The sequence below is a fragment of the Actinacidiphila rubida genome (assembly GCF_900110255.1).
Classification (GTDB): Bacteria; Actinomycetota; Actinomycetes; order Streptomycetales; family Streptomycetaceae; genus Actinacidiphila; species Actinacidiphila rubida.
This window is the reverse complement of the sequence record NZ_FODD01000032.1, coordinates 33,248-55,958: the sequence shown is the minus strand read 5'-3', so window position 1 is coordinate 55,958 and position 22,711 is coordinate 33,248. Positions and strand designations below refer to the sequence as shown.

Genomic DNA, 22,711 nt, shown 5'->3' with positions numbered 1-22,711 from the left:
CCTCGGCGGCTCAGCCGACAACGTCGTCCGGGGGTGGCTGCGGGGTGATCTCCTGGGCCAGGAAGAGGGCGAACACCGGCGGCCTGTGCTGCAGCAGTTCCAGCCGGCCGCCGTCGGCCTCGGCCAGGTCGCGGGCGACCGCCAGGCCCAGCCCCGTGGAGTTGCGGCCGCTGACCGAGCGCTCGAAGACCCGCGTGCCCAGGTCGGGCGGCACCCCGGGGCCGTCGTCGGTGACCTCGACCACGGCCTGCGTGCCGGTGACGCGGGTGTGCAGCGTGACGGTGCCCGCACCGTGCATCAGCGCGTTCTCGATGAGAGTGGCCAGCACCTGGGCGACCGCGCCGGGGGTCCCGACCGCACGCAGCCGGCGCGCCCCGGTCAGCACCATCGAGCGCCCCTCGCCCTGGTAGGCCGGGCGCCACTCCTCCACCTGCTGCCTGACCACCTCGTCCAGGTCGAAGTCGACGGCCGAGCCGCTGCGCGGATCGCGTGAGTTCGTCAGCAGCCGCTGCACGACGTCGGTGAGCCGCTCGACCTGGCCGAGCGCGATGGCCGCCTCCTCCTTGACCGCCTCCTGGTCCTCGGCGGTGGCGACGATCTCCTCCAGCCGCATCGACAGCGCGGTCAGCGGGGTGCGCAGCTGGTGGGAGGCGTCGGCGGCGAGCCGCCGCTCGGCGGTGAGCATCCGCCCGATCCGCTCGGCGCTGGCATCCAGCACGTCCGCGATCCGGTCGAGCTCGGGCACCCCGTAGCGGCGGTGCCGCGGCCGGGGGTCGCCGGAGCCCAGGCGCTCGGCGGTCTCGGCGAGGTCGGTGAGCGGGCTGGTCAGCCGGCGGGCCTGGAGCACGGCCAGGGCGACCGCGGCCAGCACCGCGAGCAGCGCCACCGCCAGGATGACCAGCAGGGTGCGGCCGACCTCCTGGCTGACGGTGGACCGGGACTCCTCGACGGTGACGGTCACGCCGTGGTCGCCGTGCTGGGTGGAGCTGAGCACCGAACCCTCGGGCCGCGTGCCGAGCCGCACCTGGGGGTGGCCCGGGACGCGGACGACGGCGAAGCGGTCCTCCGCGATCTGCCGGCCGAGCCCGCTGCTGTCGATGGGCTCGCCGGCCGCGATGCGGTTCTCCACGACTCCGGTGAGCCGCACCGCCTCCGAGTCGACGCCGTCCTTGGCGGTGCTCTCGATGGCCCGGCTCTCGACCAGCACCAGGGACAGGCCGAAGACGCCGATGACGACGAGCACCACGGCGAGCGTGGACGCGATCAGCCGGCGCCGCATGGAGGGGCGGACTCAGTTCTTCTCGAAGCGGAAGCCCACACCGCGCACGGTGGAGATGAAGCGCGGGTTGCCCGCGTCGTCACCGAGCTTCTTGCGCAGCCACGAGATGTGCATGTCCAGGGTCTTGGTGGACGACCACCAGGTGGTGTCCCACACCTCGCGCATGAGCTGCTCGCGCGTGACGACCCGGCCGGCGTCCCTGACCAGGACCCGCAGCAGGTCGAACTCCTTGGCGGTGAGCTGCAGTTCGTCGTCGCCCATCCAGGCGCGGTGCGACTCGACGTCGATCCGCACGCCGTGGGTGGAGGGCTGGGCGGGCTCGGTGGTGCCGCGGCGCAGCAGGGCCCGGACCCGGGCGAGCAGTTCGGCGAGGCGGAACGGCTTGGTGACGTAGTCGTCGGCGCCGGCGTCCAGGCCGACGACGGTGTCGACCTCGTCGGCGCGCGCGGTGAGCACGAGGACCGGGAAGGAGTGGCCTTCGGTCCGGATGCGCCGGCAGACGTCGAGGCCGTCCATCCCCGGCAGGCCCAGATCGAGCACCACCAGGTCGACCGAGCCCAGCAGCGCGGTCTCCAGAGCGGTGGGTCCGTCCTCGCGCACCTCGACCTCGTACCCCTCGCGGCGCAGTGCGCGGGCAAGGGGCTCCGAGATGGATGCGTCGTCCTCGGCCAGAAGTACGCGGGTCATGGGCTTGATGGTAGTCCGCACGGAGCAGCCGCGACCCGGTGGTGGGCAGAGCGGATGGCCGCCGTGGGGCGGCCACCGCCAGGGTGCGCGAAGAGGGTCGGGACCCCTGAGGGAATTGCCGCGGGCACGGTTCCGCGATCGCCGGATGATCTCGCCCGACCTTGCCGACCTTCCGGACAATCCGGGCCGCGTCCCGTCGTGTGACCCAGATCGCAGATCGACCCATACCACACCTCTGAGTGTCATACAGTATTCAAACGCCCGTTCCCGGATAGTCATGCAGGCTTCCGGATGCGGAGCAGTCCTGCCGCGGTGACCGGGCCTGGCGACGATGCCGTGCCGCCCGCCTCCGCGGCCTCCCGGCCTCCCGGCCCCCCACGGGCCACCTGGGGCCCTCCCCCACGAGGACTCAGCACATGGCGACCAGCCTGACGAAGAAGGACGCCCGCGAGCGCGCCACCGGCGCGCCGTCCGGACGGACCTTCTTCGGCCACCCCCGCGGACTGGCCACCCTCTTCATGACCGAGATGTGGGAGCGATTCAGCTTCTACGGCATGCGCGCGCTGCTTCCGCTCTACCTGATCGCCGGCGGTCCCGCCGCCGACAAGGGGTCGCAGGGCGGCGGACTGGCGATGACCGCGGCCACGTCGACGGCCATCTACTCCATCTACCTGGCGATGGTCTACCTGCTCGCGATGCCGGGCGGCTGGTTCGGCGACCGCGTGTGGGGTCCGCGCAAGACCGTCACCATCTCCGCCGTCATCATCATGGCCGGCCACCTGACGCTGGCCCTGCCCGGCGAGGGCCCGTTCTTCGGCGGCCTGGCGCTCGTCGCGCTCGGTTCCGGCCTGCTCAAGGCCAACATCTCCACGATGGTGGGCCACCTCTACGACGGGCCGGACGACCCGCGCAGGGACGGCGGCTTCACCGTCTTCTACATGGGCATCAACATCGGCGCGTTCGCCGCGCCGCTGGTGATCGGCACCGTCGGCCAGAACTACAGCTGGCACCTGGGCTTCGCGCTCGCCGCGGCCGGTATGGCGCTGGGCCTGCTGCAGTTCCTGATCGGCACCCGGCACCTGAACCCGCGCAGCAGCGAGGTCCCCAAGCCGCTGAGCCGCGCCGAGCGGACGTCCGTGCTGCGCAAGGGCCTGTCCTGGCTGGTCGTCGCGGCCGCCTTCTACTCGGTCGTGGTGCTCACCGGCACCTACACGCTGAACTGGGCGCTGGTCCCGATCACCGTGATCGGCCTGGTCATCCCGGTCGCCGTGCTGCTCCGGATCAAGCGGGACCGCGAGCTGTCGGACTCCGACCAGTCGAAGATGACCGGCTACATCTGGTTCTTCGTGGCCGCCGCCGTGTTCTGGATGATCTACGACCAGGGCGGGTCGACGATGTCGATCTTCGGCGACACGAAGGCGTCCGGCGAGCTGTTCGGCTTCGGCTTCCCCTCGTCCTGGTACCAGTCGGTGAACCCGCTGTGGATCATGGCGCTGGCCCCGGTCATGGCCTGGGGCTGGATGTGGCTGGCCCGCCGCAACCAGGAGCCGAGCACCACGGTGAAGTTCGCCATGGGCCTGGTGCTGATCGGCGTCTCGTTCTTCGTCTTCGTGGTGCCGATGGCGATGGCCACCGGCGACACCAAGGTCAGCCCGATGTGGCTGGTCGGCATCTACCTGATCCAGACCGTCGGCGAGCTGTGCCTGTCGCCGGTGGGCCTGTCGGTCACCACCAAGATGGCGCCGGCCAAGTACGGCAGCCAGATGATGGGCGTGTGGTTCCTCGCCGTCACCGCGGGCGACTGCACCACCAGCCTGCTGTCCCTGGCGGGCGTCGACCTCAACGGCACCGGCATCGTGACCATGGAGGCCGCGCTGGCCTGCCTCGCGGGCTACGCGATCTGGATGTACCGCAAGCGCGTCACCGCCCTCATGGGGGACGTGCGCTGACCCTGGCGGGAAGCCCCTGAGCGGGCGGGCACCGGTTCCTCCGGTGCCCGCCCGCTCGTCGTCCCCCCGCTCGTCGTCCCCCCGCTCGTCGTCTCCTCCGCTCCCCGCTCGCGCTCAGCCCAGCGGCCACGGGCGGGCGACGGCGCCCAGCCGGTTCCAGGCGTTGATCACGGCGATCGTCCACACCAGTTCCGCCAGCTCCTTCTCGTCGAACTGGGCGGCGGCGCGCGCGAACACCTCGTCGCCGACCGGCTGCTCGGTCAGCCGGGTGCCCGCCTCGGTCAGCTCCAGCGCGGCCCGCTCGCGCGCGGTGAAGAAGGGCGTCTCCCGCCACACGGGCAGCGCGTACAGCCGCCGCTCACTCTCCCCGGCGTCCCGGGCGTCCCTGGAGTGCGCGTCCACGCAGTACGCACAGCCGTTGAGCTGCGAGGCGCGGGCCCGCACCAGTTCCAGCAGCGAGGCCTCCAGGCCCACCTCGCGGGACGCGGCGTCCAGCGCGTTCATGGCGCGGTTGACGTGCGGGACGAGGCGGTCGACGGCGAGGCGGACGGGCGGGACGACGATCGGGGAGGCGGGCGCGGCGGCGGGCGCGGCGGCGGAACCGGCGGTGTCCTGGGCGGCGGAGTCAGCGGCGGTCCGGGCGGCGGTCTCGATGCTCTGTGTGCTCATGGCCTCGACGTTACGGCGCGAATGGATCCCCGATAAGGTCCAGTTCCATGGCTGATTCCTGGCCCACTTTCCCGGGTTCCTCGGGCGTCGACCTGCATCTGGACCTGGGGGCGTCACCCGGCCCCGGCGGGCGCCGCGCCGCGCTGGAGCGCGCCCTGCGGGACGCCGTCCGCGGCGGGCGCCTCGCCCCGGCCGCACGGCTGCCGTCCACCCGGCGCCTCGCCGACCAGCTCGGCCTGTCCCGCGGCACGGTGAAGGCCGCCTTCGACCAGCTCATCGCCGAGGGGTACCTCACGGCCCGGCAGGGCTCGGGGACCGTCGTCGCCGAGCGGCCCGGCCGCGCGTCCCCCGCCGCGCCGCCCGCGCCCGGCTCGGTGCCGCCGCCCCGGCACGACCTGCGGCCGGGCAGTCCCGACGTCACGTCGTTCCCCGCGGCCGCCTGGGTGCGGGCGACCCGCCGGGCGCTGGCCGCCGCGCCCTCCGCCGCGTTCGACTACGGCGACCCGCGGGGCGCCCTGCCGCTGCGCACGGCCCTCGCGGACTACCTGGGCCGGGCCCGCGGCGTCGTCGCCGACCCCGAGCGGATCGTGGTGACCTCCGGGTACGTCCAGGGGCTGGCCCTGCTGGTCGCCGTCGCGGGCCCGGTCGTGGCGATGGAGGACCCCGGGCTGCCGTTCCACCGCGAGGTGGTGCGGCGCGCCGGCGGGCGCGTGGTGGCGCTGCCCACGGACGCGCTGGGCGCCCGCACCGACCTGCTGGGCGGCGCGGTGGACGCCGACGCGGTCGTGGTCACGCCCGCGCACCAGTACCCGACGGGCGTCACCCTGCACCCGGCCAGGAGGCACGCGCTGGCCGGGTGGGCGCGGGGCGGCGGCGGGCTGGTGGTCGAGGACGACTACGACGGCGAGTTCCGCTACGACCGCCAGCCGGTCGGCGCGCTCCAGGGCATGGCCCCCGAGCACGTGGTGTACCTCGGCACGGCCTCCAAGACGCTGGGCCCGGCGCTGCGGCTCGGCTGGATGGTGCTGCCGGCACGGCTGGTCGGGCCGGTCGCCGAGGCGAAGCTCTACAGCGACTTCCACACCGGCGCCGTCGGGCAGCTCGCGCTGGCCGAGCTGATCACCGACCACGGCTACGACCGGCAGGTGCGCGCGGGCCGGCTGCGCTACCGGCGGCGGCGGGACCTGCTGGTGTCCCGGCTGGCCGGGCGGCACGCGCCCAGTGGCATCGCGGCGGGGCTCCACGCCCTGCTGCGGCTGGACCCCGAGGGCCCGGACGAGACGGCGGTCCGCGACCGCGCCGCGCGCGCGGGTCTGGCCCTGGGCACGCTCGGCGACCACTGGCACGAGCCGGCGGACGACCGGCCGCAGGGCCTGATCATCGGATACGGCACGCCCGGCGAGGGCGGCTACCCGGCGGCGCTGGACGCGCTGGTACGGGTGCTGCGCGGCTAGGGCGGGTCGGCGGGGGCGCGGACCGGGCTGGGCCGGGCCCGTGGGCGGCTGGGCGTGCGGCGGCGCTCAGGACGGCGCGGCGAGCTCCGCCCAGACCGTCTTGCCGGGCCGGTCGGCGTTGCGCACCACGCCCCAGTCCAGGCACAGGCGCTGGACGATGAACATGCCGTGGCCGCCCGGGCGGCCGGAGCGGTGCGGAGTGCGCGGCGCCGGGTCACCGGTGCCGCCGTCGACGACCTCCATGCGCAGCGCCTTGGAGTGGCGCCACAGCCGGAGCTCCTCCGGCCCGCCGGCGTGCAGGCAGGCGTTGGTGACGAGTTCCGAGACGACCAGCAGCACGTCCTCCGCGGCGGCCCTGCGGTCGGCGGTGGCGGCGGGCAGCCAGCCCCACGCGTGCAGCGCCTGGCGGGTGAAGTCCCGGGCGCGCGGCACTATGCCGCTCTCCCCGGTGAGCGGCAGGGTCAGCACCTGCTCGTCGAGGGTCGGGGCCTGCCCGTCCAGGCCGGACGACTCGACGGTGTCGCCCGTGTCCGGACCGCGGTCGTCCGCGGCGTAGGGCCGGGTGGTGCTCATCTCAGCCTCACCTCACGGATGTCCGGCGCGGTTCCGTCTGTCTCCTGCCCGGTCGATCTCCGGGAACACGTCCGCGGTGCCACAAAAGCCCGGCCCCCACGGCTCACCTCTGCTGTGCGCAGTTCCCCCACCCCCACGGCGCGCTATTCCTGAAGTGCCTGGTCAAGGGTGTCGTGCAGGGTGAAGACCGCTTCCGCGCCGGTGATCTCGAACACCCGGGAAACGGTGGGCTGCATCGCCGCGAGGTGGACGCCGCCGCCCATCTGCTCGGCCCGCAGCCGGGCCCCCAGCAGCACGTTGAGGCCGGTGGAGTCGCAGAAGGCCAGGCTGCCGCAGTCCACGACCAGGCGGGAGATCCCGGTGTCCATGGCGTCGGCCATCGGACCCGACAGGAGTTCCGCCGTGTGGTGGTCGAGTTCGCCGGACGGGGTGAAGATCGCCGACCTGCCGTGCTCTCGCACCTCGACGTGCAGTCTGCCGAGGTCGGCGGTTCCGACGGCCTCGCGGTCCATGTGCGCTCCTTCGTGATCCCGGTGAAGCCCGTTTGACCCTACGCGTTTAGCGCACCCGGCGGTAGTCGGTGTGATTCGGGCTCTGAACTTGCGCCATACGAGGGAAAGGGGGTAGGGGTGGAATACGGCTAAGGAGCGGCCATCGGCCACGGCACAGCCATCCGCCCGCCGCAAGAGAGGGATGAGCACATGACACCCCGGCTCGGCCTGGATCATGAGCAGGAACAGCAAGGGGCAGCGCCCGTCCGCACGGCGCCCGTCCACACGGACAGCGGAGACAGCGGGACGGCACACGGCGTGCCGGCGGCGTTCGAGGGCCTGGAGGACCTCCCGGTCATCCCCCCGTACGACGAGATCGGGCCGGTGGACGCGCGAGCGCTGTCCAAGACGCTCTTCGCCCGCCTGCAGTCGCTCGACGAGGGCACCTACGAGTACTCCTACGTGCGCAACACGCTCGTGGAGCTGAACCTGGCGCTGGTGAAGTTCGCCGCGTCGCGGTTCCGCACCCGCAGCGAGCCAATGGAGGACATCATCCAGGTCGGCACGATCGGTCTGATCAAGGCGATCGACCGGTTCGAGCTGAGCCGCGAAGTGGAGTTCCCCACGTTCGCGATGCCGACGATCGTCGGTGAGATCAAGCGGTTCTTCCGCGACACCAGCTGGTCGGTGCGCGTGCCGCGCCGGCTGCAGGAGCTGCGGCTCGACCTGGCGAAGGCCGGCGACGAACTGGCGCAGCAGCTGGACCGCACCCCGACCGTGCGCGAGCTGGCCGAGCGGCTGGGCCTGCCCGAGCACGAGGTCATCGAGGGCATGTCGGCGAGCAACGCGTACACCGCCAGCTCGCTGGACGCGCAGCCCGCCGAGGACGACCCGGAGGGGGCGCTCGCGGACCGCATCGGCTACGAGGACCACGACCTGGAGGGCGTCGAGTTCGTCGAGTCCCTCAAGCCGCTGATCGCGCAGCTCCCGCAGCGCGACCGGACCATCCTCAGCCTGCGCTTCGTGGGCAACCTCACCCAGTCCGAGATCGGCGAGGAGCTGGGCATCTCGCAGATGCACGTCTCCCGGCTGCTGAGCCGCACGCTGCTGCGGCTGCGCCGCGGCCTGCTCGTCGAGGAGTGACACCCAGCCCGTATCCGGGAGCCCCGCGTCCGGCGGGCCCCGTTCCGGCACCCGAGGCGGCCCCTGCGCGTCAGCGCAGGTAGGCCGCCTTGCCGCGTCGCCACACGGCGCTGGTCAGGGGCACGCCCGGGCGGTAGGCGAGGTGGACGTGGCTGGGCGCGTCCAGCAGCAGGAGGTCGGCCCGCGCGCCGGGGGTGACCCGGCCCACGTCGTCGCGGCGCAGCGCCCGCGCGCCGCCGTAGGTCGCGGCGTGCACGGCCTCGTCCGGCGTCATGCCCATGTCGCGGACCGCGACGGCGACGCAGAACGGCATCGAGCTGGTGAACGACGAGCCGGGGTTGCAGTCCGTGGACAGCGCGACGGTCACGCCCGCGTCGAGCAGCCGGCGGGCGTCGGGGTAGCGGGCCCTGGTGGAGAACTCCGCGCCCGGCAGCAGCGTGGCCACGGTCGCGCCGCCGCTGCCGGCGAGCGCGTCGACGTCCGCGTCGTCCAGGTGCGTGCAGTGGTCGGCGGAGGCCGCGCCCAGCTCCACGGCCAGCTGCACGCCCGGACCGTGCCCGAGCTGGTTGGCGTGCACCCGCGGGGTCAGGCCGCGGGACCGGCCCGCCTCCAGGACGGCCCGGGCCTGGTCGCCGTCGAACGCGCCGCGCTCGCAGAACACGTCGACCCAGCGGGCGTGCGGCGCGCAGGCGTCCAGCATCTCGCCGGTGACCAGGGCGACGTACCCGGCCGGGTCGTCGGCGAACTCGGGGGCGACGATGTGCGCGCCGAGGTAGGTGGTCTCCTCGGTGTGCGCGCGGGCGATCCGCAGGCTGCGGGCCTCGTCCTGGACCGTCAGGCCGTAGCCGGACTTGGTCTCCAGGGTGGTGGTGCCCTGCCGCAGCGCCTCGGCGACGTAGCGGCCGACGGCGCCGGACAGTTCGGCGTCCGAGGCGGCCCGGGTCGCGGCGACGGTGGTGCGGATGCCGCCGGCGGTGTAGGGGCGGCCGGACATGCGGGCCGCGAACTCGGCGGTGCGGTCCCCGGCGAAGACCAGGTGCGAGTGGGAGTCGACGAAGCCGGGGAGCAGCGCGCGGCCGTCGGCGTCGACCGCGTTGTCGGTGGCGGGTGCTCTGCTGGAGGGGCCGACCCAGGCGATGCGGTCGCCCTCGATGGCGACCGCGGCGTCGCGCAGCACGCCGAGCGGGCCGGACGCGGGATCGGCGTCGGGGAGGGAGGGATCGTTGGTGACCAGGCTGCCGATGTGGGTGATGAGCGTGCTGGCCGTCATGGCCGTCGTTCTCCGTTTCCGTGTGCCGTCGTGGGGCAGGTGGTCGGGCCGGGGCTCCCGGCGCTCCGGCTCGGGGTGCGGCCCGGGGCGCCGGGCGGGGTCGGGGCGGGACGCGGCCCCGGCCGGGGGTCCGGCCGCGGGTCCGACGCCGGCGCCCGCACCGGGAGGGGATGAAGGGGAGGCCCCACCGGTGCCGGAGCTCAGCCGGTCGTGCCGCGGACGACGGCGGCGATCGCCGCGGCCAGCGCCCCCGGCACGTCGTCGATCAGCTGGTGCGCCCCGTCGCGGACGATCTGACGCCCCGCCACGACCGTGTGCCGGATGTCCGCCGCGCTCGCGGCGAACACGGCCGTCTCGGCGGCCAGCCGCGGGTGGGGTCCCGCGGTGCGCACCGAGTCCAGGGCGACGGTGGTGAAGTCGGCGAGCGCGCCGGCCTCCAGCCGCCCGGCGTCCGCCCAGCCCAGGCAGGCGTGGCCGTCCTCGGTGGCGGCACGCAGCAACTGGGCCGCCGTCCAGTGGCCGCGGGTACGGCTGCGCAGCCGCTCGTCGAGTTCGAGCGCCCGCGCCTCCTCCAGGATGTCGATCACCGCGTGGCTGTCACTGCCGAGGCTCAACGGACTTCCCGCACGCCGGAGTTGGGGCGCCGGGCCGATGCCGTCGGCCAGGTCCCGCTCGGTGGTGGGGCACATGCACACCGTGCTGCCGGCCCGCCCGAGCAGCGAGATGTCCTCGCCGGTGAGGTGGGTGGCGTGCACGGCGGTGGTGTGCGGGCCCCAGAAGCCGGAGTCGGCGAGCAGGCGCGCGGGGGTGCGGCCGTGGAAGGCGAGGCACGCCTCGTTCTCGCCCGGCTGCTCCGACAGGTGGATGTGGGTGGGCGTGTCCCGCGTCCACTCGGCGAAGAGCTTGTAGCCGTCGCGGTCGGAGAACGCGCGCACCGAGTGCAGGGCCGCGCCGATCCTGGCGTGGTCGCCGAGGTCGCCGTCGTCGAGCTGCGACCAGCGCGCGTGCCAGCGGTCCGCGGTGCCGTCGCCGAACCTGCGCTGCGCGCCCTCCAGCGGCTGGTAGCCGCCACGCGCCAGGCCGCCGTGCAGGTACGCGGTGTCCAGCAGCGTGATCCGGATGCCGGCCTCGGCGGCGGCGGCGATCAGCGCCCGGCCCATCGCGTTGGGGTCGGCGTACGGGGTGCCGTCCAGCTGGTGGTGCAGGTAGTGGAACTCCCCGACGCAGGTGATGCCGGCCAGTGCCATCTCGCCGTACACCGCGCGGGCCAGCTCGAAGTACGAGTCCGGGGTGAGGTGGTAGGCGACGGAGTACATGAGCTCGCGCCAGGTCCAGAAGGTGCCGGTGCCGACCTGGACGGTGCCGCGCAGGGCGCGGTGGAAGGCGTGGCTGTGGGCGTTGGCGAGGCCCGGCAGGGTCAGGCCGCGCAGCACCGTCGCGCCCGGCGGCGGTTCGGGCACTGCCGTGCGCACCTCGGTGATCCGTCCGTCGGCGGCGGTCAGCGCGACCCCCGGTTCGACGTGGGTGCCCAGCCAGGCGTGCTCCAGCCAGTACGTCACCTGCACGCGAGACCCTCCAGTACGTCGGCCAGTGCCGTCACCCCTGCCACGCAGTCGTCCTCGGCCGCCGATTCGGCCGGGGAGTGCGACACGCCCGTGGGGTTGCGTACGAACAGCATGGCGGTCGGCACGGCGGCGGAGAGGATTCCGGCGTCGTGTCCCGCTCCGGTGGGCAGCACGGGGACGGGGGCGTCCGGGCTGACCAGCGCGGCGAGGGTGTCGCGCAGTTCGTGTGCGAACTCCACCACGGGGGTGAAGGACTCCCGCGTGACCGTCACGTCGACGCCGTCGCGGGCCCCGCGTTCGCACGCCGCCTGTTCGATGGCCGCGACGACGGTGGCGAGCGTCTCCTCGTCGGCGGCCCGCGAGTCCAGCCAGCCGCGGACCAGGGAGGCGATGGCGTTCACGCCGTTGGGTTCGACCTGGACCTTGCCGAAGGTGGCGAGCGCGCCGGCCAGCCGGGCCTTCTTGCGGGCGGCGAGCACGGTGGTGGCGTAGGTGAGCATCGGGTCGCGGCGGTCCTCCAGGCGGGTGGTGCCCGCGTGGTTGGCCTGGCCGCCGAAGTCGAACCGCCAGCGGCCGTGCGGCCAGATCGCGGAGGCCACGCCGACCGGGCCGCCGCCGAGGTCCAGGGCGCGGCCCTGCTCGATGTGCAGCTCGACGAACGCGCCGATGCCCGCGAGGCGTTCGGGGTCGGGACCGATCGCGTCCGGGTCGTGCCCTGCGGCCTCCATGGCCTGCGGCAGGCTCACCCCGCCGGCGTCGCGCAGCTCGCGCGCCTGCTCGGGGCGGAGCTGGCCGGCGGTCAGGCGGGAGCCGACGCAGGCGAGGCCGAACCGGGCGCCCTCCTCGTCGCCGAAGTTCACCACGGCGAGCGGCCGGCCGGGCCGGGCGCCGCGCGACCGCAGCTCGTCGAGGGCGGCGAACGCGGAGACGACGCCGAGCGGGCCGTCGAACGCGCCGCCGTCGGGCACCGAGTCCAGGTGGGAGCCGGTGACGACGGCATCGCCCTGGGCGGGATCGCCCAGCCAGGCCCACTGGTTGCCGTTGCGGTCGACCTCGTAGGCCAGGCCGCGGGCGGCGGCCTCCTGCCGGAACCAGGCGCGGCAGTCCGCGTCGGCCGCGCTCCACGCGTAGCGCCGGTAGCCGCCGGTCCGCGGGTGCCGGCCGATGCCGTGCAGGTCCCGCCACATGGCGTGGAAGCCGCTGCCCGCGATGCTGTCCGGGGCGCCCGCGGACGCGGCGGATCCCGCCGCGCCGGGGGTGTCGTGCGTGCCGCGGGTCACCGGGTGTCGCCCTCCCGCATGGGAACGCGCACCCCGCGGTCGGCGGCGACCTCGTCGGCGCGGTCGTAGCCGGCGTCGACGTGGCGGATGACGCCCATGCCCGGGTCGTTGGTGAGCACGCGGCGGATCTTCTCGCCGGCCAGCGCGGTGCCGTCGGCGACGGTGACCTGCCCGGCGTGGATCGAGCGGCCGATGCCGACGCCGCCGCCGTGGTGGATGGACACCCACGAGGCGCCGGAGGCGACGTTGACCATGGCGTTGAGCAGCGGCCAGTCCGCGATGGCGTCGGAGCCGTCGAGCATCGCCTCGGTCTCCCGGTACGGGGAGGCCACCGAGCCGCAGTCCAGGTGGTCGCGGCCGATGACGACGGGGGCCTTCAGCGTGCCGTCGGCGACCATCTCGTTGAAGCGCTCCCCGGCGCGGTCGCGCTCGCCGTAGCCGAGCCAGCAGATGCGGGCCGGCAGGCCCTGGAAGTGCACGCGCTCGCCCGCCAGCTTGATCCACCGGGCCAGCGACTCGTTCTCGGGGAACAGGTCGAGGATCGCGCGGTCGGTGGCGGCGATGTCGGCGGGGTCGCCGGACAGCGCGGCCCACCGGAACGGGCCCTTGCCCTCGCAGAACAGCGGCCTGATGTACGCGGGGACGAAGCCGGGGAAGGCGAACGCCCGCTCGTAACCGGCGAGTTGGGCCTCGCCGCGGATGGAGTTGCCGTAGTCGAAGACCTCGGCGCCGGCGTCCTGGAAGCCGACCATGGCCTCCACGTGGCGTGCCATGGACTCGCGGGCCCGCTGGGTGAAATCGGCGGGCTTCTCGGCGGCCAGCGCGGCCATGTCGTCCAGGTCCACGCCCAGGGGCAGGTACGCCAGCGGGTCGTGGGCGGAGGTCTGGTCGGTGACGACGTCGATCGGGGCACCCATCGCCAGCAGCTGCGGGACGAGCTCGGCGGCGTTGCCGAGCACGCCGATGGACAGCGGCCGGCGCGCGTCGCGGGCCTCGGTGGCCAGCTGCAGGGCGTGCTCCAGGGAGTCGGCCCGCACGTCGAGGTAGCGGTGCTCGATGCGCCGGGTGATGGCCCGCGGGTCGCAGTCGATGCACAGGGCCACGCCGCCGTTCATGGTGACCGCGAGGGGCTGGGCGCCGCCCATGCCGCCGAGGCCGGCGGTCAGCGTGATGGTGCCGGCCAGGCTCCCGCCGAACTTCTTGGCGGCGACGGCGGCGAACGTCTCGTAGGTGCCCTGGAGGATGCCCTGGGTGCCGATGTAGATCCAGCTGCCGGCGGTCATCTGCCCGTACATGGTCAGGCCGAGCGCCTCCAGGCGGCGGAACTCCTCCCACGTCGCCCAGTCGCCGACCAGGTTCGAGTTGGCGATGAGCACCCGCGGCGCCCACTCGTGGGTCTGCATGACACCCACCGGCCGGCCGGACTGGACGAGCATCGTCTCGTCCTGCTTCAGGCCGCGCAGCGTGCGCACCATCGCGTCGAACGAGTTCCAGTCCCGGGCCGCCTTGCCGGTGCCGCCGTAGACGACGAGCTTGTCGGGGTGCTCGGCGACCTCGGGGTCGAGGTTGTTCTGCAGCATCCGCAGCGCGGCTTCCTGCTGCCATCCCTGAGCGCTCAGTTCCGTGCCGCGCGGTGCGCGCACCGGCCTCGGTCCCGTCATCGGTCCGGCCTCCTCGTCGTGATGTGGTCCATTCACATCCTGGTCAGCTGAATAGCTCTAGTCAACAGGTCCGCCCACTGGACCGGGTGGCGGCGCTCCGAGACGAGGTGATGGGATGGCAGTCATGACGGATGAGCTGGGGATACGGCGAGGGCACGCGCTGCGTGCCGCGGTGGAGCGCGGGCTGATCGACGAGCGGGAGCCGGTCGTCGGCCTGCTGGACATCACGGGCATCGAGGACTCGGCGACGGCACTGCACGCCGCCTTCGCCACGCCCGGCGTGGAGATCACGCACACCTTCGCCGTGAAGGCCGCCTCCCTGGTGCCGGTGCTCGCCCTGCTCGGCGAGTGCGGTCTGGGCGCGGAGGTCGCCAGCCCCGGCGAGATGGCGCTGGCCCGCGCCGCGGGCATCCCGGCCGACCGCATCGTGCTGGACTCCCCCGCCAAGACCCGCGCGGAACTGCGCGAGGCGCTCACCCTGGGCGTCGCCGTCAACGCGGACAACCCGCAGGAACTGGAGCGGATCGACGCGCTGCGCGCCGACGCCGGTTCCGCCTCGCCGGTCGGCCTGCGGGTCAACCCGCAGATCGGCGCCGGCAGCATCGGCGCGATGAGCACCGCGACGGCCACCTCCAAGTTCGGCGTGGCACTGCGCGACCCGGGCGCCGAGGAGTGGGTGCTGCGCGCCTACGCCGGGCGCCCCTGGATGAACCGCCTCCACACCCACACCGGTTCGCAGGGCGTGCCGCTGGAGCTGATGGTCGCCGGGGTGCGGGCCGCGTACGAGCTGGCCGAGCGGATCAACGCCGCCGCCGGACGCCGGCAGGTCACCGTCCTCGACATCGGCGGCGGCCTGCCCGTCAACTTCGACTCCGACGCCGTGACGCCGTCCTACGCCGAGTACGCCGACCTGCTGCGCGCCGAGGTGCCGGGGCTGTTCGACGGGCGGTACGGGCTGGTCACCGAGTTCGGCCGGTCGATGCTCGCCAAGAACGGCACCGTGCTGGCCCGCGTCGAATACGCCAAGTCCGCCGGCGGGCGCCCGATCGCGGTGACGCACGCGGGCGCACAGGTCGCCACCCGCACCGTGTTCGTGCCGGACGCCTGGCCGCTGCGCGTGCTGGCACTGGACGCCAAGGGCCGCGAGAAGGCGGGCGAGCCGGTCGTCCAGGACGTCGCCGGGCCCTGCTGCTTCGCGGGCGACCTGGTCGCCAAGGGGCGCCCGCTGCCGCTGCTGGAGTCGGGCGACCACGTGGCCCTGCTGGACACCGGCGCGTACTACTTCTCGAACCACTTCGCGTACAACTCGCTGCCGCGCCCCGCCGTCCTCGGCTACACCGCCCTCCCGGACGGCACCGTGGAGTTCACGCCGGTGCGGACCGCGCAGTCCGAGGCGGAGCTGATCGCGGAGAGCGGCGGCGGCCTGCCGCCGCTGCGGCGCGCCAGCCGCTAGTCCGCCGCGCGGTGCTCAGCGGCGCCGGCCCCCGCCGGGGGCGGCGTCGCCCGCCGCGATGCCGGTGAGCTGGTAGACGGCCTGGTCGCCGTCCGGCCGCACCCACAGCAGCGCGTCCCTGGCGCGCTCCAGTCCCGCCAGCCGCACCGAACGGGCCCACAGGCCCGCACCGAGCCCGGCGACGAGCATGCCGCCGGCGCACGGCAGCAGCGCGTTCGAGCCCAGCGCCACCACGAACGCGAGCAGCAGCCACCACCGGCGCCGCCGCGCCCAGGCCCGCACGGTCACCCTGCGGTCCTGCAGGTACACCGACTTCGCGGCCCGCGACGCGGCACGCGCCCGGGTCGCGTAGCGGCCGCCGCGTATCGCGAAGACCGCCGCCGCCGCCACGAGGAACAGGGCCGCGCCGGCCATCACGCCGATCCGCCGCCCCGTCGGGCTGAACGTCACCGCCGTCCCGGCCCCCGCCGCGACCACGCCCAGCCACCACAGCCGGCTCGCCGCCGCACGCACCGTCACCGCCACCCGCGCCAATGTGTAGGCCCCGCGCACCACTGGGCGCTCCCTCCTTCGTCAGCCGTCGTTCGTGCTGCGGAGCGTACGGCCCGATTCTCAGATTCTCGTGAGGAATCCATGAGGACCCCCTCCGCTCGGCCGGCGACTCGCCCGCACAACCGAGCCACCGGCTTCGGGGAACCGGGGCCTGCCCGCGACGCCCGCACGGACGGGCCCGCCTCCGCAGGGGGAAGGCGCACCCCGGGGGCACCTGGGCGTCCGGGACGCCGGGCCTTCGGGCCTCCGGGCTCGGCGAGGCGCTAGTCGACGAAGATGCCGCGGGCGGCGGCGTGGGTGTCGAACTCCTCGAGGCGGGACTGGGCGTCGGGGAGGTCGTCGCACATGGACTCGAGCAGGACCCGGCCCAGGAGCATCGGCGCACAGGCGGTGTCGAAGGCGAGGCCGGTGCCGACGGCCGCGGGCAGCAGCAGGTCGCTGTGGGCGGCGACAGGGGCGAACGCGCTGTCGGCGACGGTGACCACCGTCAGGCCGGCGCCCTTGGCGTACGCCAGCGACTCGACGGTCTCGCGCGGGTGGCGGGGCAGCGCGAAGCACAGCAGCGCGCTCGCGCCCGCGCGCACCGCGGCGTCCAGGCGGTCGGCGAGCATCGTGCCGCCCTCGTCCAGCAGCCGGACGTCCGGATGGACCTTGGCGGCGAAGTACGCGAACCCGCCGGCCTGGGCGCCGGCCGCCCGCAGCCCCAGCACGGGCAGCGGCCGCGACGCGGCCAGCAGCGCTCCGGCCCGGGCGACCGGACCGGGATCGGCCAGCAGCGCCGCCAGATGCCGCAGGTTCTCGATCTCGGCGAGCACCGCCTGCTGGTACTCGTTGCAGGCGGCCGCCGCCGGGGACGCGGACCCCGGCGCGACCTCGCGCAGGTGGCGGCGCAGCGCCGGGTAGCCGTCGAAGCCCAGGGCGACCGCGAACCGCGTCACCGACGGCTGGCTGACACCGGCGAGTTCGGCGACCTCCACGCTGGACAGGAACGGCGCCTCGTCGGCCTTGCGCACCAGGCAGTGCGCGATGCGCCGCTGGGTCGGGGTGAGCCGGTGCGCCTCGAACAGCCGCAACAGCCGCGCGGACCCCTGGCCCGCGCCCCCCTCGGCACCCGCACCGCCCGTGGCGTCCGCCGCGCCCACGGCGTCGTCCCCGCTGCCCATCGTCGTCCGTCCCTGGCCTCGTCCGCCGGTCTCCACCGGCCGTTATTCAGTCGCTCCTGACTCTGCATGAGGATATGCAGTCCGGCAACCCCGGCAACCGTTCCCAGCCACCCGGCTACCAGGCCTCCCTGCCACCCCGGCCCCCCTGGCCACCAGTCGACGGCCCGTCAGCCGCCCAGCACCGCCGACAGCGCCCGGGCCCCCGCCCCCGCACAGCTCCAGTACGCCTCGCCGGCCTCGGCGTGCACCCCGTACACCGCCACGGCCTGGAAGATCACCACCAGGACGTCGGCCACGCATATGCAGACCGCCGCCGTGCCCTGCCAGCACTCGGCGCCGTGCCGCCCCGCGCGCCGCGCCGCACGGAAGAACAGGGCGCACACCGCCATCGCGGCCACCCCGCACACCAGCGACGCCCACGCCCCCACGAACAGCGCCCACGGCACCGGCAGTTGGTGGCAGAGCGCGGACGCGCGCTTGCCGTGCCGGTCGTCCAGCACCGCCGTCGCCACCAGGAGCACGAACCCGAGCACCGCCAGGCCGGGCGCGATCAGCACCCACCGGCGCCACCGCGCCTCGGGCAGCAGCACCTCCGCCGGCCGGCCCGGCCGCCGGAACCAGCCCCGGCCCACCTGCCCCACCGCGTCCGACCGTGCGGCCGCGTCCGGCAGCTCCGTCACGCCCACCCGCTCGGCGCGTCCGCGCACCTCGCCCGCCGTCCGGCCCTCGGCATCACCCGCGGTCGGGCCCGCCGCGCCCCGCGACTCGTCCCCCGTCACGACCCCTCCCGTCCCCTCAAGTCCCCCAGGACAGCGCTGGCGGTCCGTCACTCTGTGCTACCGCTCGCGTTCCGGCCAGGGTAGCCGAAAGGGCCGGGCAGGTGATCCACACCTGCCCGGCCCCTGTGGACAACTCCGCGGAAAGCCGCCCGCGGACTCAGCCCGTCCGGATCGACCCCTCTGGATCGAACCCTCCGGATCAGCGTCCTGATCAGCCCTGCCGGGAGTCCAGCTCCAGATCCCGCGGGTCCCGCGGGCCGCCGTCGCCCTGGCCGCCGGAGCCGCCCGGCGCTTCGCCCTGCGGCAGGCTCGCGGCCCGGTCCGCGTGGCCCGGCCACCACGCCGCGTGCCCGATGAGGGCGGTGAGGGCCGGCGTGAAGAACATCGCCATCACGAACGCGGCGATCACGATGCCGAACGCGACGGCGAAGCCCATCTCGGTCAGGAAGTCGTTGCCCGAGAGCATCAGCGTGCCGAAGGTCGCGGCCAGGATGAAGCCGGCCGCGCCGATCGTCGGCCCGGCGTGCTTGAGGGCCTCGCTGGCGGCCTCGCGGGGGTTGCGGCCCTCGCGGGCCTCCTCCCTGAGCCGGGCGATCATCAGGATGTTGTAGTCCGTTCCGATCGCCACCACGAACAGGTACATGATGATCGGCAGCAGGAAGATCAGGCCGTCGCCGCGGCCGAAGATCCACACCGTGGTGCCGAGCGTCGCGCCGAAGCCGAGGCCCACGGACGCGATGAGGTACCAGGGCGCGACCACGCTGCGCAGCAGCAGGCCCAGGATCACCATGATCAGCACCGCGGCGACCGGGAAGACCGTGCGGTAGTCGTGGTTCACGGCCGCGTTGATGTCCTTGAAGATCGAGGACGAGCCGCCGACCAGGGCCTCGGTCCCGGGCGGCGCGTTCTCGTGCGCGACCGTGCGCACGTCGCCGACCGTGGCGATGGCCTGGTCGGTGGCCGCCTCGTACTTCAGCGTCACCGTGTAGTTGGCGGTGGTGCCCGCCTTGTTGACGTCCTTCGCCTGGTCGAAGGCGACGCTGGAGACGCCGTCCACGCCGCGCAGCTTCTGCGCGAAGGCGCCCAGGTCACCGGCGAGCGGCTTGCTGTCCTTGCTGGTGAGGTAGACGTTCGTCGGTTCGGCGGCGCCCGCGGAGAACGCCTTGGTCAGCGTGTCCTGGACGACCATCGACTCCTTGGTCTTGGGGATGGAGCCGGAGGCCAGGTCGTAGGACGCCTTGTAGCCGAAGGTGCCGAGGGCCAGCACCAGCATGACCGCGCCGGACAGGACGGCGACCAGGGCGGGCTTGCGCCCCAGCAGCCGGCCGACGGACGCGTACCGGGTGCCCTTGGGCTCGTCGCGCCACTTCTTGCCGGGCCAGAACAGCGCCCGCGGCGGGATGAGCGAGCAGATCGCCGGGAACAGCGTCAGGCCCGCGATGAGGGTGACCGCGACCAGGATCGCCAGGGCCGGGCCGAGCTGGGTGAGGAAGCCGAGCGTGGACAGCGCCAGCGCGCAGAAGGCGATGATGACCGCGCCGGCCGCCGAGGCGATCGCCTCGCCGACCCGGGTGACCGCGTTGATCATCGCCTGCTTGGGTTCGTCACCGGCCCGCAGGCGTTCGCGGTAGCGGAACATCAGGAACAGGAAGTAGTCCGTTCCGACGCCCAGCACCACCACGATCAGCAGCGCCGAGATCGAGCTGTTGGCCTGGAGTCCGAAGATCTTGGTGGCGTCGGCGATCAGCGCGTTGGCGACCGTGAAGACCACGCCGACCAGCAGGATCAGCGGCATCACCGCGACCAGTGGGGACCTGAAGATGATCGACAGGGTCACGATGATGATCAGCAGCGAGCCGAGCAGCGCGACCGCGTCGGACGTCTTGCCGGCGTCCTGCTGGTCGAGGTTCTGCGCGGCCTGACCGCCGACCTGCACCTTCAGGGCCGTGCCCTTGGCCAGTTGCGTCGAGTCGGCGCGCAGCGCCTTGGCGGCGTCGGCCTGCTTGGGCTGGCCCGCGGACTTCTTGTCCATCTGGACCAGCGCGGTCTCGTACCTGCCGTCCTTGGACACGGAGCCCTCGACGACCGTCTGGACCTGGTCGATCTTCTTGTCGCCGAGGCCGGTGGTGATGCGCGAGGCGTCCGCCTGGTCGGCGCTCGTCAGCGGCTTGCCGTCGGTGCGCTCGAAGAGCACGATCGCGGCCGGCGTGAACGCCTGCGGGAACGCCTTCTCCTGGACGTTCATCGCCTTGATCGACTCGTAGCTGCTCGGCAGGAAGCTGCTCTCGTCACTGTTGGACGGAAGGCTCGGGGCGGTGGCGATGATCGCGACGGCGGCGATCACCCACGCCACGAGCGTCCATACGGGATGGCGGACGACGGTGCGTCCGATGCGGTGGAACATGCGGTGCTGCCTCCATGGCAGGACGTATCACCGCCACCCTTCGGAGCGGTTCCCGGGTATCGGCGACCCGGACGGCGATCGCCGTCCGGTAATGGGGTTCGGTTGTAGCGGCACGAGCCTACTTGCCGACCGGCAAGGAGCAAGCTCGGGGCTTCCCTACGGGGTCTACGCCTATCCCGGTCAGACGGGCGGAAGCAAACGCTTTTGCGGCTTGCCCATGGCGTTGCGCGGCAGCGCGGAGAGGAAACGCACCTTCCTCGGCCGCTTGTGCGCGGACAGGTGCGCGGCGACGAAGTCGGTCAGCTCGCGCTCCCCGACGCCGTCGGCCACCACATAGGCGACGATCTCCTGCCCGAGGTCGGGGTGCGGCGCGCCGACCACCGCCGCCTCGCGCACCGCCGGATGGGCGAGCAGGGCGTTCTCCACCTCGCCCGCGCCGATCCGGTAGCCGCCGGACTTGATCAGGTCCGTGGAGGCCCGGCCGACGATCCGGTGCGTGCCGTCCTCGTCGACGGAGGCGATGTCACCGGTGCGGAACCAGCCGTCGGGCGTGTACGCGGCCGCGGTGGCGTCCGGGCGGCCCAGGTAGCCGTCGAACAGCGTCGGCCCCTGGAGCTGCAGTTCGCCGATACCGTCGGCGGACTCCGCGATCCGGGTGGTGACGCCGGGCAGCGGCGTGCCCACCGCACCGGGCCGCCGCGGCCCCGACGCCCGCGCGCTGACCGTGATCAGCGACTCCGTCATGCCGTAGCGCTCCACCGGCTCGTGCCCGGTCAGCGCCGCCAGGTCGTGGAAGACCGGGGCGGGCAGCGCCGCACTGCCCGACACCAGCAGCCGTGCCCCGGACAGCGCCCGGGCCGACGGTTCGTCACGCGCGACCCGGTGCCAGACCGTCGGCACGCCGAAGTAGAGGCTGCCGCCGGCCGCCGCGTAGGCCGCGGGCGCCGGACGGCCGGTGTGCACCAGGCGGCTGCCGGTGCGCAGCGCGCCGAGGACGCCCAGCACCAGGCCGTGGACGTGGAACAGCGGCAGCCCGTGCACCAGCGTGTCCTCGGCCGTCCACGCCCAGGCCGCGGCCAGCCCGTCGAGGCAGGCGGCGACGGCGTCCCGGCCGATCACCACACCCTTGGGCGGGCCGGTCGTCCCGGAGGTGTAGAGGATCAGCGCGGCCCGCCCGGCGGGCTCGCCGGAGAAGTCCGCGCGCTCGCGGAAGTCCACCGGCAGCAGTTCGGCGCCCGAGTCGTGGAGGATGTGGTCGCGTTCCGCGGGACCGGCGTCCGGCGGGACCGGGACCAGGGGCACGCCCGCGAGCAGCGCCCCCACCGCGGCGGCCACCGTCTCCAGGGAGGCCGACGCCTCGACGGCGAACGCCTTGGTGCCGGCGGCCCTGCGGGCCACCGCGCCCGCCGCCCCCAGCAGCTCCTCGTACCCGCAGGACCGCCCGTCGACGGTGACGGCGTCCTCGCGGTCGCGTCCGTCCGCGCCGCCCTGGAGAGCGGTGAGCACCGGGACAACCGGGGCAGGGGCCATCGCGAATCCTCCTCAAGAACGGCGGACCCCCGAGGGAAATCGGGGGCTAACCCCAGTGTGGCCCACACCCCCCACTCCCTACGGTGGGTCCATGGACGCCCGCGACCCGGAACTGAACAAGGAACTCTCCGCCACCTTGCAGGCACGCAAGGACCTCGGGGCGGAGTACGAGTCGGAGCTGGTCGACTCGTTCATGGAGAAGATGGCCAAGCGCGTCGACAGCCACGTCGAACAGCGCGTACGCCGTGAACTCGCCCAGCAGCAGACCTCGTTCGCCCGCGCGGACCGCCGGCCGATCGGGCCGCCGCGGCCCGGGCCCCGGTTCGCCCGGTACGGCTTCGCGGGCATCACGCTGGTCCTGGCGATCCCGCTGTCGGCGATCGGCGCCACCCAGGCGGGCCCGGGCGGCCTGTTCATCACCTGGGCGGGCATCGTCGGGGTCAACGTCGCCCAGAGCCTGGGCTCGATCTTCGGCCCGCAGGCCAAACAGGACAAGGACGACTGGTCGTAGCCGCCGTACGGCGTCGTGCGCCGCCGGGTTCAGCCGTCACCGGGGTGGCCGGACGCCCGCGAGGAGAAGTGACACCCGGGAAAGAGTTATGGCGGGAACCGCCGCACCCCCGAGACGAGCTCGGAGGGCGGGACGACGGCGGTTCCCGCGGGGACGCGGGCCCAGTCAGGGACAGGCCGTGCGCGTCCGCACCATGGATCCGGGAGCCGCTCCGGAAACCCTGGTGCCGTCGGTGTGCCGCCCCGGCCGGGTGCCCCGCGGGGGTCTCGTTCCGTTCCCCGCGGCCGCCCGGTGCGAC

19 protein-coding genes are annotated in these 22,711 nt (G+C 74.0%); 5 read left to right on the top strand and 14 right to left on the bottom strand.

The window, feature by feature from the left end:
• Nucleotides 1–10 precede the first annotated feature (10 nt).
• On the bottom strand, nt 11–1,279 hold the full coding sequence (locus BMW99_RS28065) for an ATP-binding protein (RefSeq protein WP_069462034.1): 1,269 nt from the start codon (nt 1,277–1,279) through the stop codon (nt 11–13).
• A gap of 12 nt (nt 1,280–1,291) precedes the next feature.
• The gene (locus tag BMW99_RS28060; protein ID WP_069462033.1) at nt 1,292–1,966 is read right to left on the bottom strand and encodes a response regulator transcription factor; all 675 of its coding nucleotides are present in this window, start codon (nt 1,964–1,966) and stop codon (nt 1,292–1,294) included.
• A gap of 416 nt (nt 1,967–2,382) precedes the next feature.
• Between BMW99_RS28060 and BMW99_RS28055 the strand changes: the two genes are divergently transcribed.
• Entirely contained in the window at nt 2,383–3,915 is a 1,533-nt protein-coding gene (locus BMW99_RS28055; RefSeq protein ID WP_069462032.1) for a peptide MFS transporter, read from the top strand.
• Between the two features lie 114 nt (nt 3,916–4,029).
• On the opposite strand, the gene BMW99_RS28050 is transcribed toward BMW99_RS28055, so the two are convergent.
• Entirely contained in the window at nt 4,030–4,584 is a 555-nt protein-coding gene (locus tag BMW99_RS28050) for a carboxymuconolactone decarboxylase family protein (protein ID WP_079176201.1), read from the bottom strand.
• Between the two features lie 47 nt (nt 4,585–4,631).
• Between BMW99_RS28050 and pdxR the strand changes: the two genes are divergently transcribed.
• Nucleotides 4,632–6,038: a MocR-like pyridoxine biosynthesis transcription factor PdxR gene (pdxR, locus tag BMW99_RS28045; RefSeq protein ID WP_075017777.1), complete on the top strand. Its 1,407-nt coding sequence runs from the start codon at nt 4,632–4,634 to the stop codon at nt 6,036–6,038.
• 66 nt (nt 6,039–6,104) lie between these two features.
• Here pdxR and BMW99_RS28040 read toward each other — a convergent pair whose 3' ends face one another.
• Both BMW99_RS28040 and BMW99_RS28035 read right to left on the bottom strand, forming a co-directional pair.
• Nucleotides 6,105–6,611: an ATP-binding protein gene (locus BMW99_RS28040; protein ID WP_069462191.1), complete on the bottom strand. Its 507-nt coding sequence runs from the start codon at nt 6,609–6,611 to the stop codon at nt 6,105–6,107.
• A gap of 143 nt (nt 6,612–6,754) precedes the next feature.
• Entirely contained in the window at nt 6,755–7,123 is a 369-nt protein-coding gene (locus tag BMW99_RS28035; protein ID WP_069462192.1) for an STAS domain-containing protein, read from the bottom strand.
• A gap of 189 nt (nt 7,124–7,312) precedes the next feature.
• Between BMW99_RS28035 and BMW99_RS28030 the strand changes: the two genes are divergently transcribed.
• Nucleotides 7,313–8,245 carry an RNA polymerase sigma factor SigF gene (locus tag BMW99_RS28030; protein ID WP_069462193.1) on the top strand — a complete coding sequence of 311 codons (933 nt, stop codon included), beginning with the start codon at nt 7,313–7,315 and terminating at the stop codon, nt 8,243–8,245.
• Nucleotides 8,246–8,315: 70 nt separating this feature from the next.
• Here BMW99_RS28030 and hutI read toward each other — a convergent pair whose 3' ends face one another.
• From hutI to hutU, 4 genes are all read right to left on the bottom strand, one after another.
• A complete protein-coding gene (gene hutI, locus BMW99_RS28025) occupies nt 8,316–9,515 on the bottom strand; it encodes an imidazolonepropionase (RefSeq protein ID WP_075017776.1) in 1,200 nt (399 codons plus the stop codon).
• Nucleotides 9,516–9,715: 200 nt separating this feature from the next.
• Entirely contained in the window at nt 9,716–11,080 is a 1,365-nt protein-coding gene (locus BMW99_RS28020) for a formimidoylglutamate deiminase (protein ID WP_075017775.1), read from the bottom strand.
• Nucleotides 11,071–12,267 carry an allantoate amidohydrolase gene (locus BMW99_RS28015; protein ID WP_107451767.1) on the bottom strand — a complete coding sequence of 399 codons (1,197 nt, stop codon included), beginning with the start codon at nt 12,265–12,267 and terminating at the stop codon, nt 11,071–11,073. Before BMW99_RS28015 ends, BMW99_RS28020 begins: the two co-directional genes overlap by 10 nt.
• 89 nt (nt 12,268–12,356) lie before the next feature.
• Entirely contained in the window at nt 12,357–14,021 is a 1,665-nt protein-coding gene (gene hutU / locus BMW99_RS28010) for a urocanate hydratase (protein ID WP_069467067.1), read from the bottom strand.
• A gap of 124 nt (nt 14,022–14,145) precedes the next feature.
• Between hutU and BMW99_RS28005 the strand changes: the two genes are divergently transcribed.
• Nucleotides 14,146–15,474, top strand: a complete 1,329-nt coding sequence (locus BMW99_RS28005; protein WP_069467070.1) for a type III PLP-dependent enzyme domain-containing protein — start codon at nt 14,146–14,148, stop codon at nt 15,472–15,474.
• A gap of 15 nt (nt 15,475–15,489) precedes the next feature.
• Here BMW99_RS28005 and BMW99_RS28000 read toward each other — a convergent pair whose 3' ends face one another.
• The 5 genes from BMW99_RS28000 to BMW99_RS27980 all read right to left on the bottom strand — a co-directional run bounded on the left by BMW99_RS28000 (nt 15,490) and on the right by BMW99_RS27980 (nt 21,902).
• Nucleotides 15,490–15,999, bottom strand: a complete 510-nt coding sequence (locus tag BMW99_RS28000; protein ID WP_245791655.1) for a hypothetical protein — start codon at nt 15,997–15,999, stop codon at nt 15,490–15,492.
• A gap of 290 nt (nt 16,000–16,289) precedes the next feature.
• Nucleotides 16,290–17,189, bottom strand: a complete 900-nt coding sequence (locus BMW99_RS27995; RefSeq protein ID WP_079176200.1) for a MurR/RpiR family transcriptional regulator — start codon at nt 17,187–17,189, stop codon at nt 16,290–16,292.
• A 167-nt stretch (nt 17,190–17,356) separates the two neighbouring features.
• Complete coding sequence (locus BMW99_RS27990; RefSeq protein ID WP_075017774.1) at nt 17,357–17,968, bottom strand: hypothetical protein; 612 nt, start codon at nt 17,966–17,968, stop codon at nt 17,357–17,359.
• Nucleotides 17,969–18,179: 211 nt separating this feature from the next.
• On the bottom strand, nt 18,180–20,372 hold the full coding sequence (locus BMW99_RS27985; protein ID WP_069466694.1) for an MMPL family transporter: 2,193 nt from the start codon (nt 20,370–20,372) through the stop codon (nt 18,180–18,182).
• 180 nt (nt 20,373–20,552) lie between these two features.
• Nucleotides 20,553–21,902, bottom strand: a complete 1,350-nt coding sequence (locus BMW99_RS27980; RefSeq protein WP_069466693.1) for an AMP-binding protein — start codon at nt 21,900–21,902, stop codon at nt 20,553–20,555.
• A 91-nt stretch (nt 21,903–21,993) separates the two neighbouring features.
• Between BMW99_RS27980 and BMW99_RS27975 the strand changes: the two genes are divergently transcribed.
• Nucleotides 21,994–22,413 (top strand): hypothetical protein, encoded by a 420-nt coding sequence (locus BMW99_RS27975; protein ID WP_069466692.1) that lies wholly within the window; start codon nt 21,994–21,996, stop codon nt 22,411–22,413.
• Nucleotides 22,414–22,711: the final 298 nt, after the last annotated feature.

Excerpts from the sequence above, each read along its gene's own strand:
- BMW99_RS28015 (WP_107451767.1), bottom strand. The coding sequence starts at position 12,267 with ATGTGGCGGGACCTGCACGGCATCGGCCGGCACCCGCGGACCGGCGGC.
- BMW99_RS28030 (WP_069462193.1), top strand. The coding sequence starts at position 7,313 with ATGACACCCCGGCTCGGCCTGGATCATGAGCAGGAACAGCAAGGGGCA.
- BMW99_RS27985 (WP_069466694.1), bottom strand. The coding sequence starts at position 20,372 with ATGTTCCACCGCATCGGACGCACCGTCGTCCGCCATCCCGTATGGACG.
- BMW99_RS28055 (WP_069462032.1), top strand. The coding sequence starts at position 2,383 with ATGGCGACCAGCCTGACGAAGAAGGACGCCCGCGAGCGCGCCACCGGC.
- hutI (WP_075017776.1), bottom strand. The coding sequence starts at position 9,515 with ATGACGGCCAGCACGCTCATCACCCACATCGGCAGCCTGGTCACCAAC.
- BMW99_RS27980 (WP_069466693.1), bottom strand. The coding sequence starts at position 21,902 with ATGGCCCCTGCCCCGGTTGTCCCGGTGCTCACCGCTCTCCAGGGCGGC.
- BMW99_RS28035 (WP_069462192.1), bottom strand. The coding sequence starts at position 7,123 with ATGGACCGCGAGGCCGTCGGAACCGCCGACCTCGGCAGACTGCACGTC.
- BMW99_RS28065 (WP_069462034.1), bottom strand. The coding sequence starts at position 1,279 with ATGCGGCGCCGGCTGATCGCGTCCACGCTCGCCGTGGTGCTCGTCGTC.
- hutU (WP_069467067.1), bottom strand. The coding sequence starts at position 14,021 with ATGACGGGACCGAGGCCGGTGCGCGCACCGCGCGGCACGGAACTGAGC.
- BMW99_RS28040 (WP_069462191.1), bottom strand. The coding sequence starts at position 6,611 with ATGAGCACCACCCGGCCCTACGCCGCGGACGACCGCGGTCCGGACACG.
- BMW99_RS27995 (WP_079176200.1), bottom strand. The coding sequence starts at position 17,189 with ATGGGCAGCGGGGACGACGCCGTGGGCGCGGCGGACGCCACGGGCGGT.
- BMW99_RS28050 (WP_079176201.1), bottom strand. The coding sequence starts at position 4,584 with ATGAGCACACAGAGCATCGAGACCGCCGCCCGGACCGCCGCTGACTCC.
- BMW99_RS28060 (WP_069462033.1), bottom strand. The coding sequence starts at position 1,966 with ATGACCCGCGTACTTCTGGCCGAGGACGACGCATCCATCTCGGAGCCC.
- BMW99_RS27975 (WP_069466692.1), top strand. The coding sequence starts at position 21,994 with ATGGACGCCCGCGACCCGGAACTGAACAAGGAACTCTCCGCCACCTTG.
- pdxR (WP_075017777.1), top strand. The coding sequence starts at position 4,632 with ATGGCTGATTCCTGGCCCACTTTCCCGGGTTCCTCGGGCGTCGACCTG.
- BMW99_RS28005 (WP_069467070.1), top strand. The coding sequence starts at position 14,146 with ATGACGGATGAGCTGGGGATACGGCGAGGGCACGCGCTGCGTGCCGCG.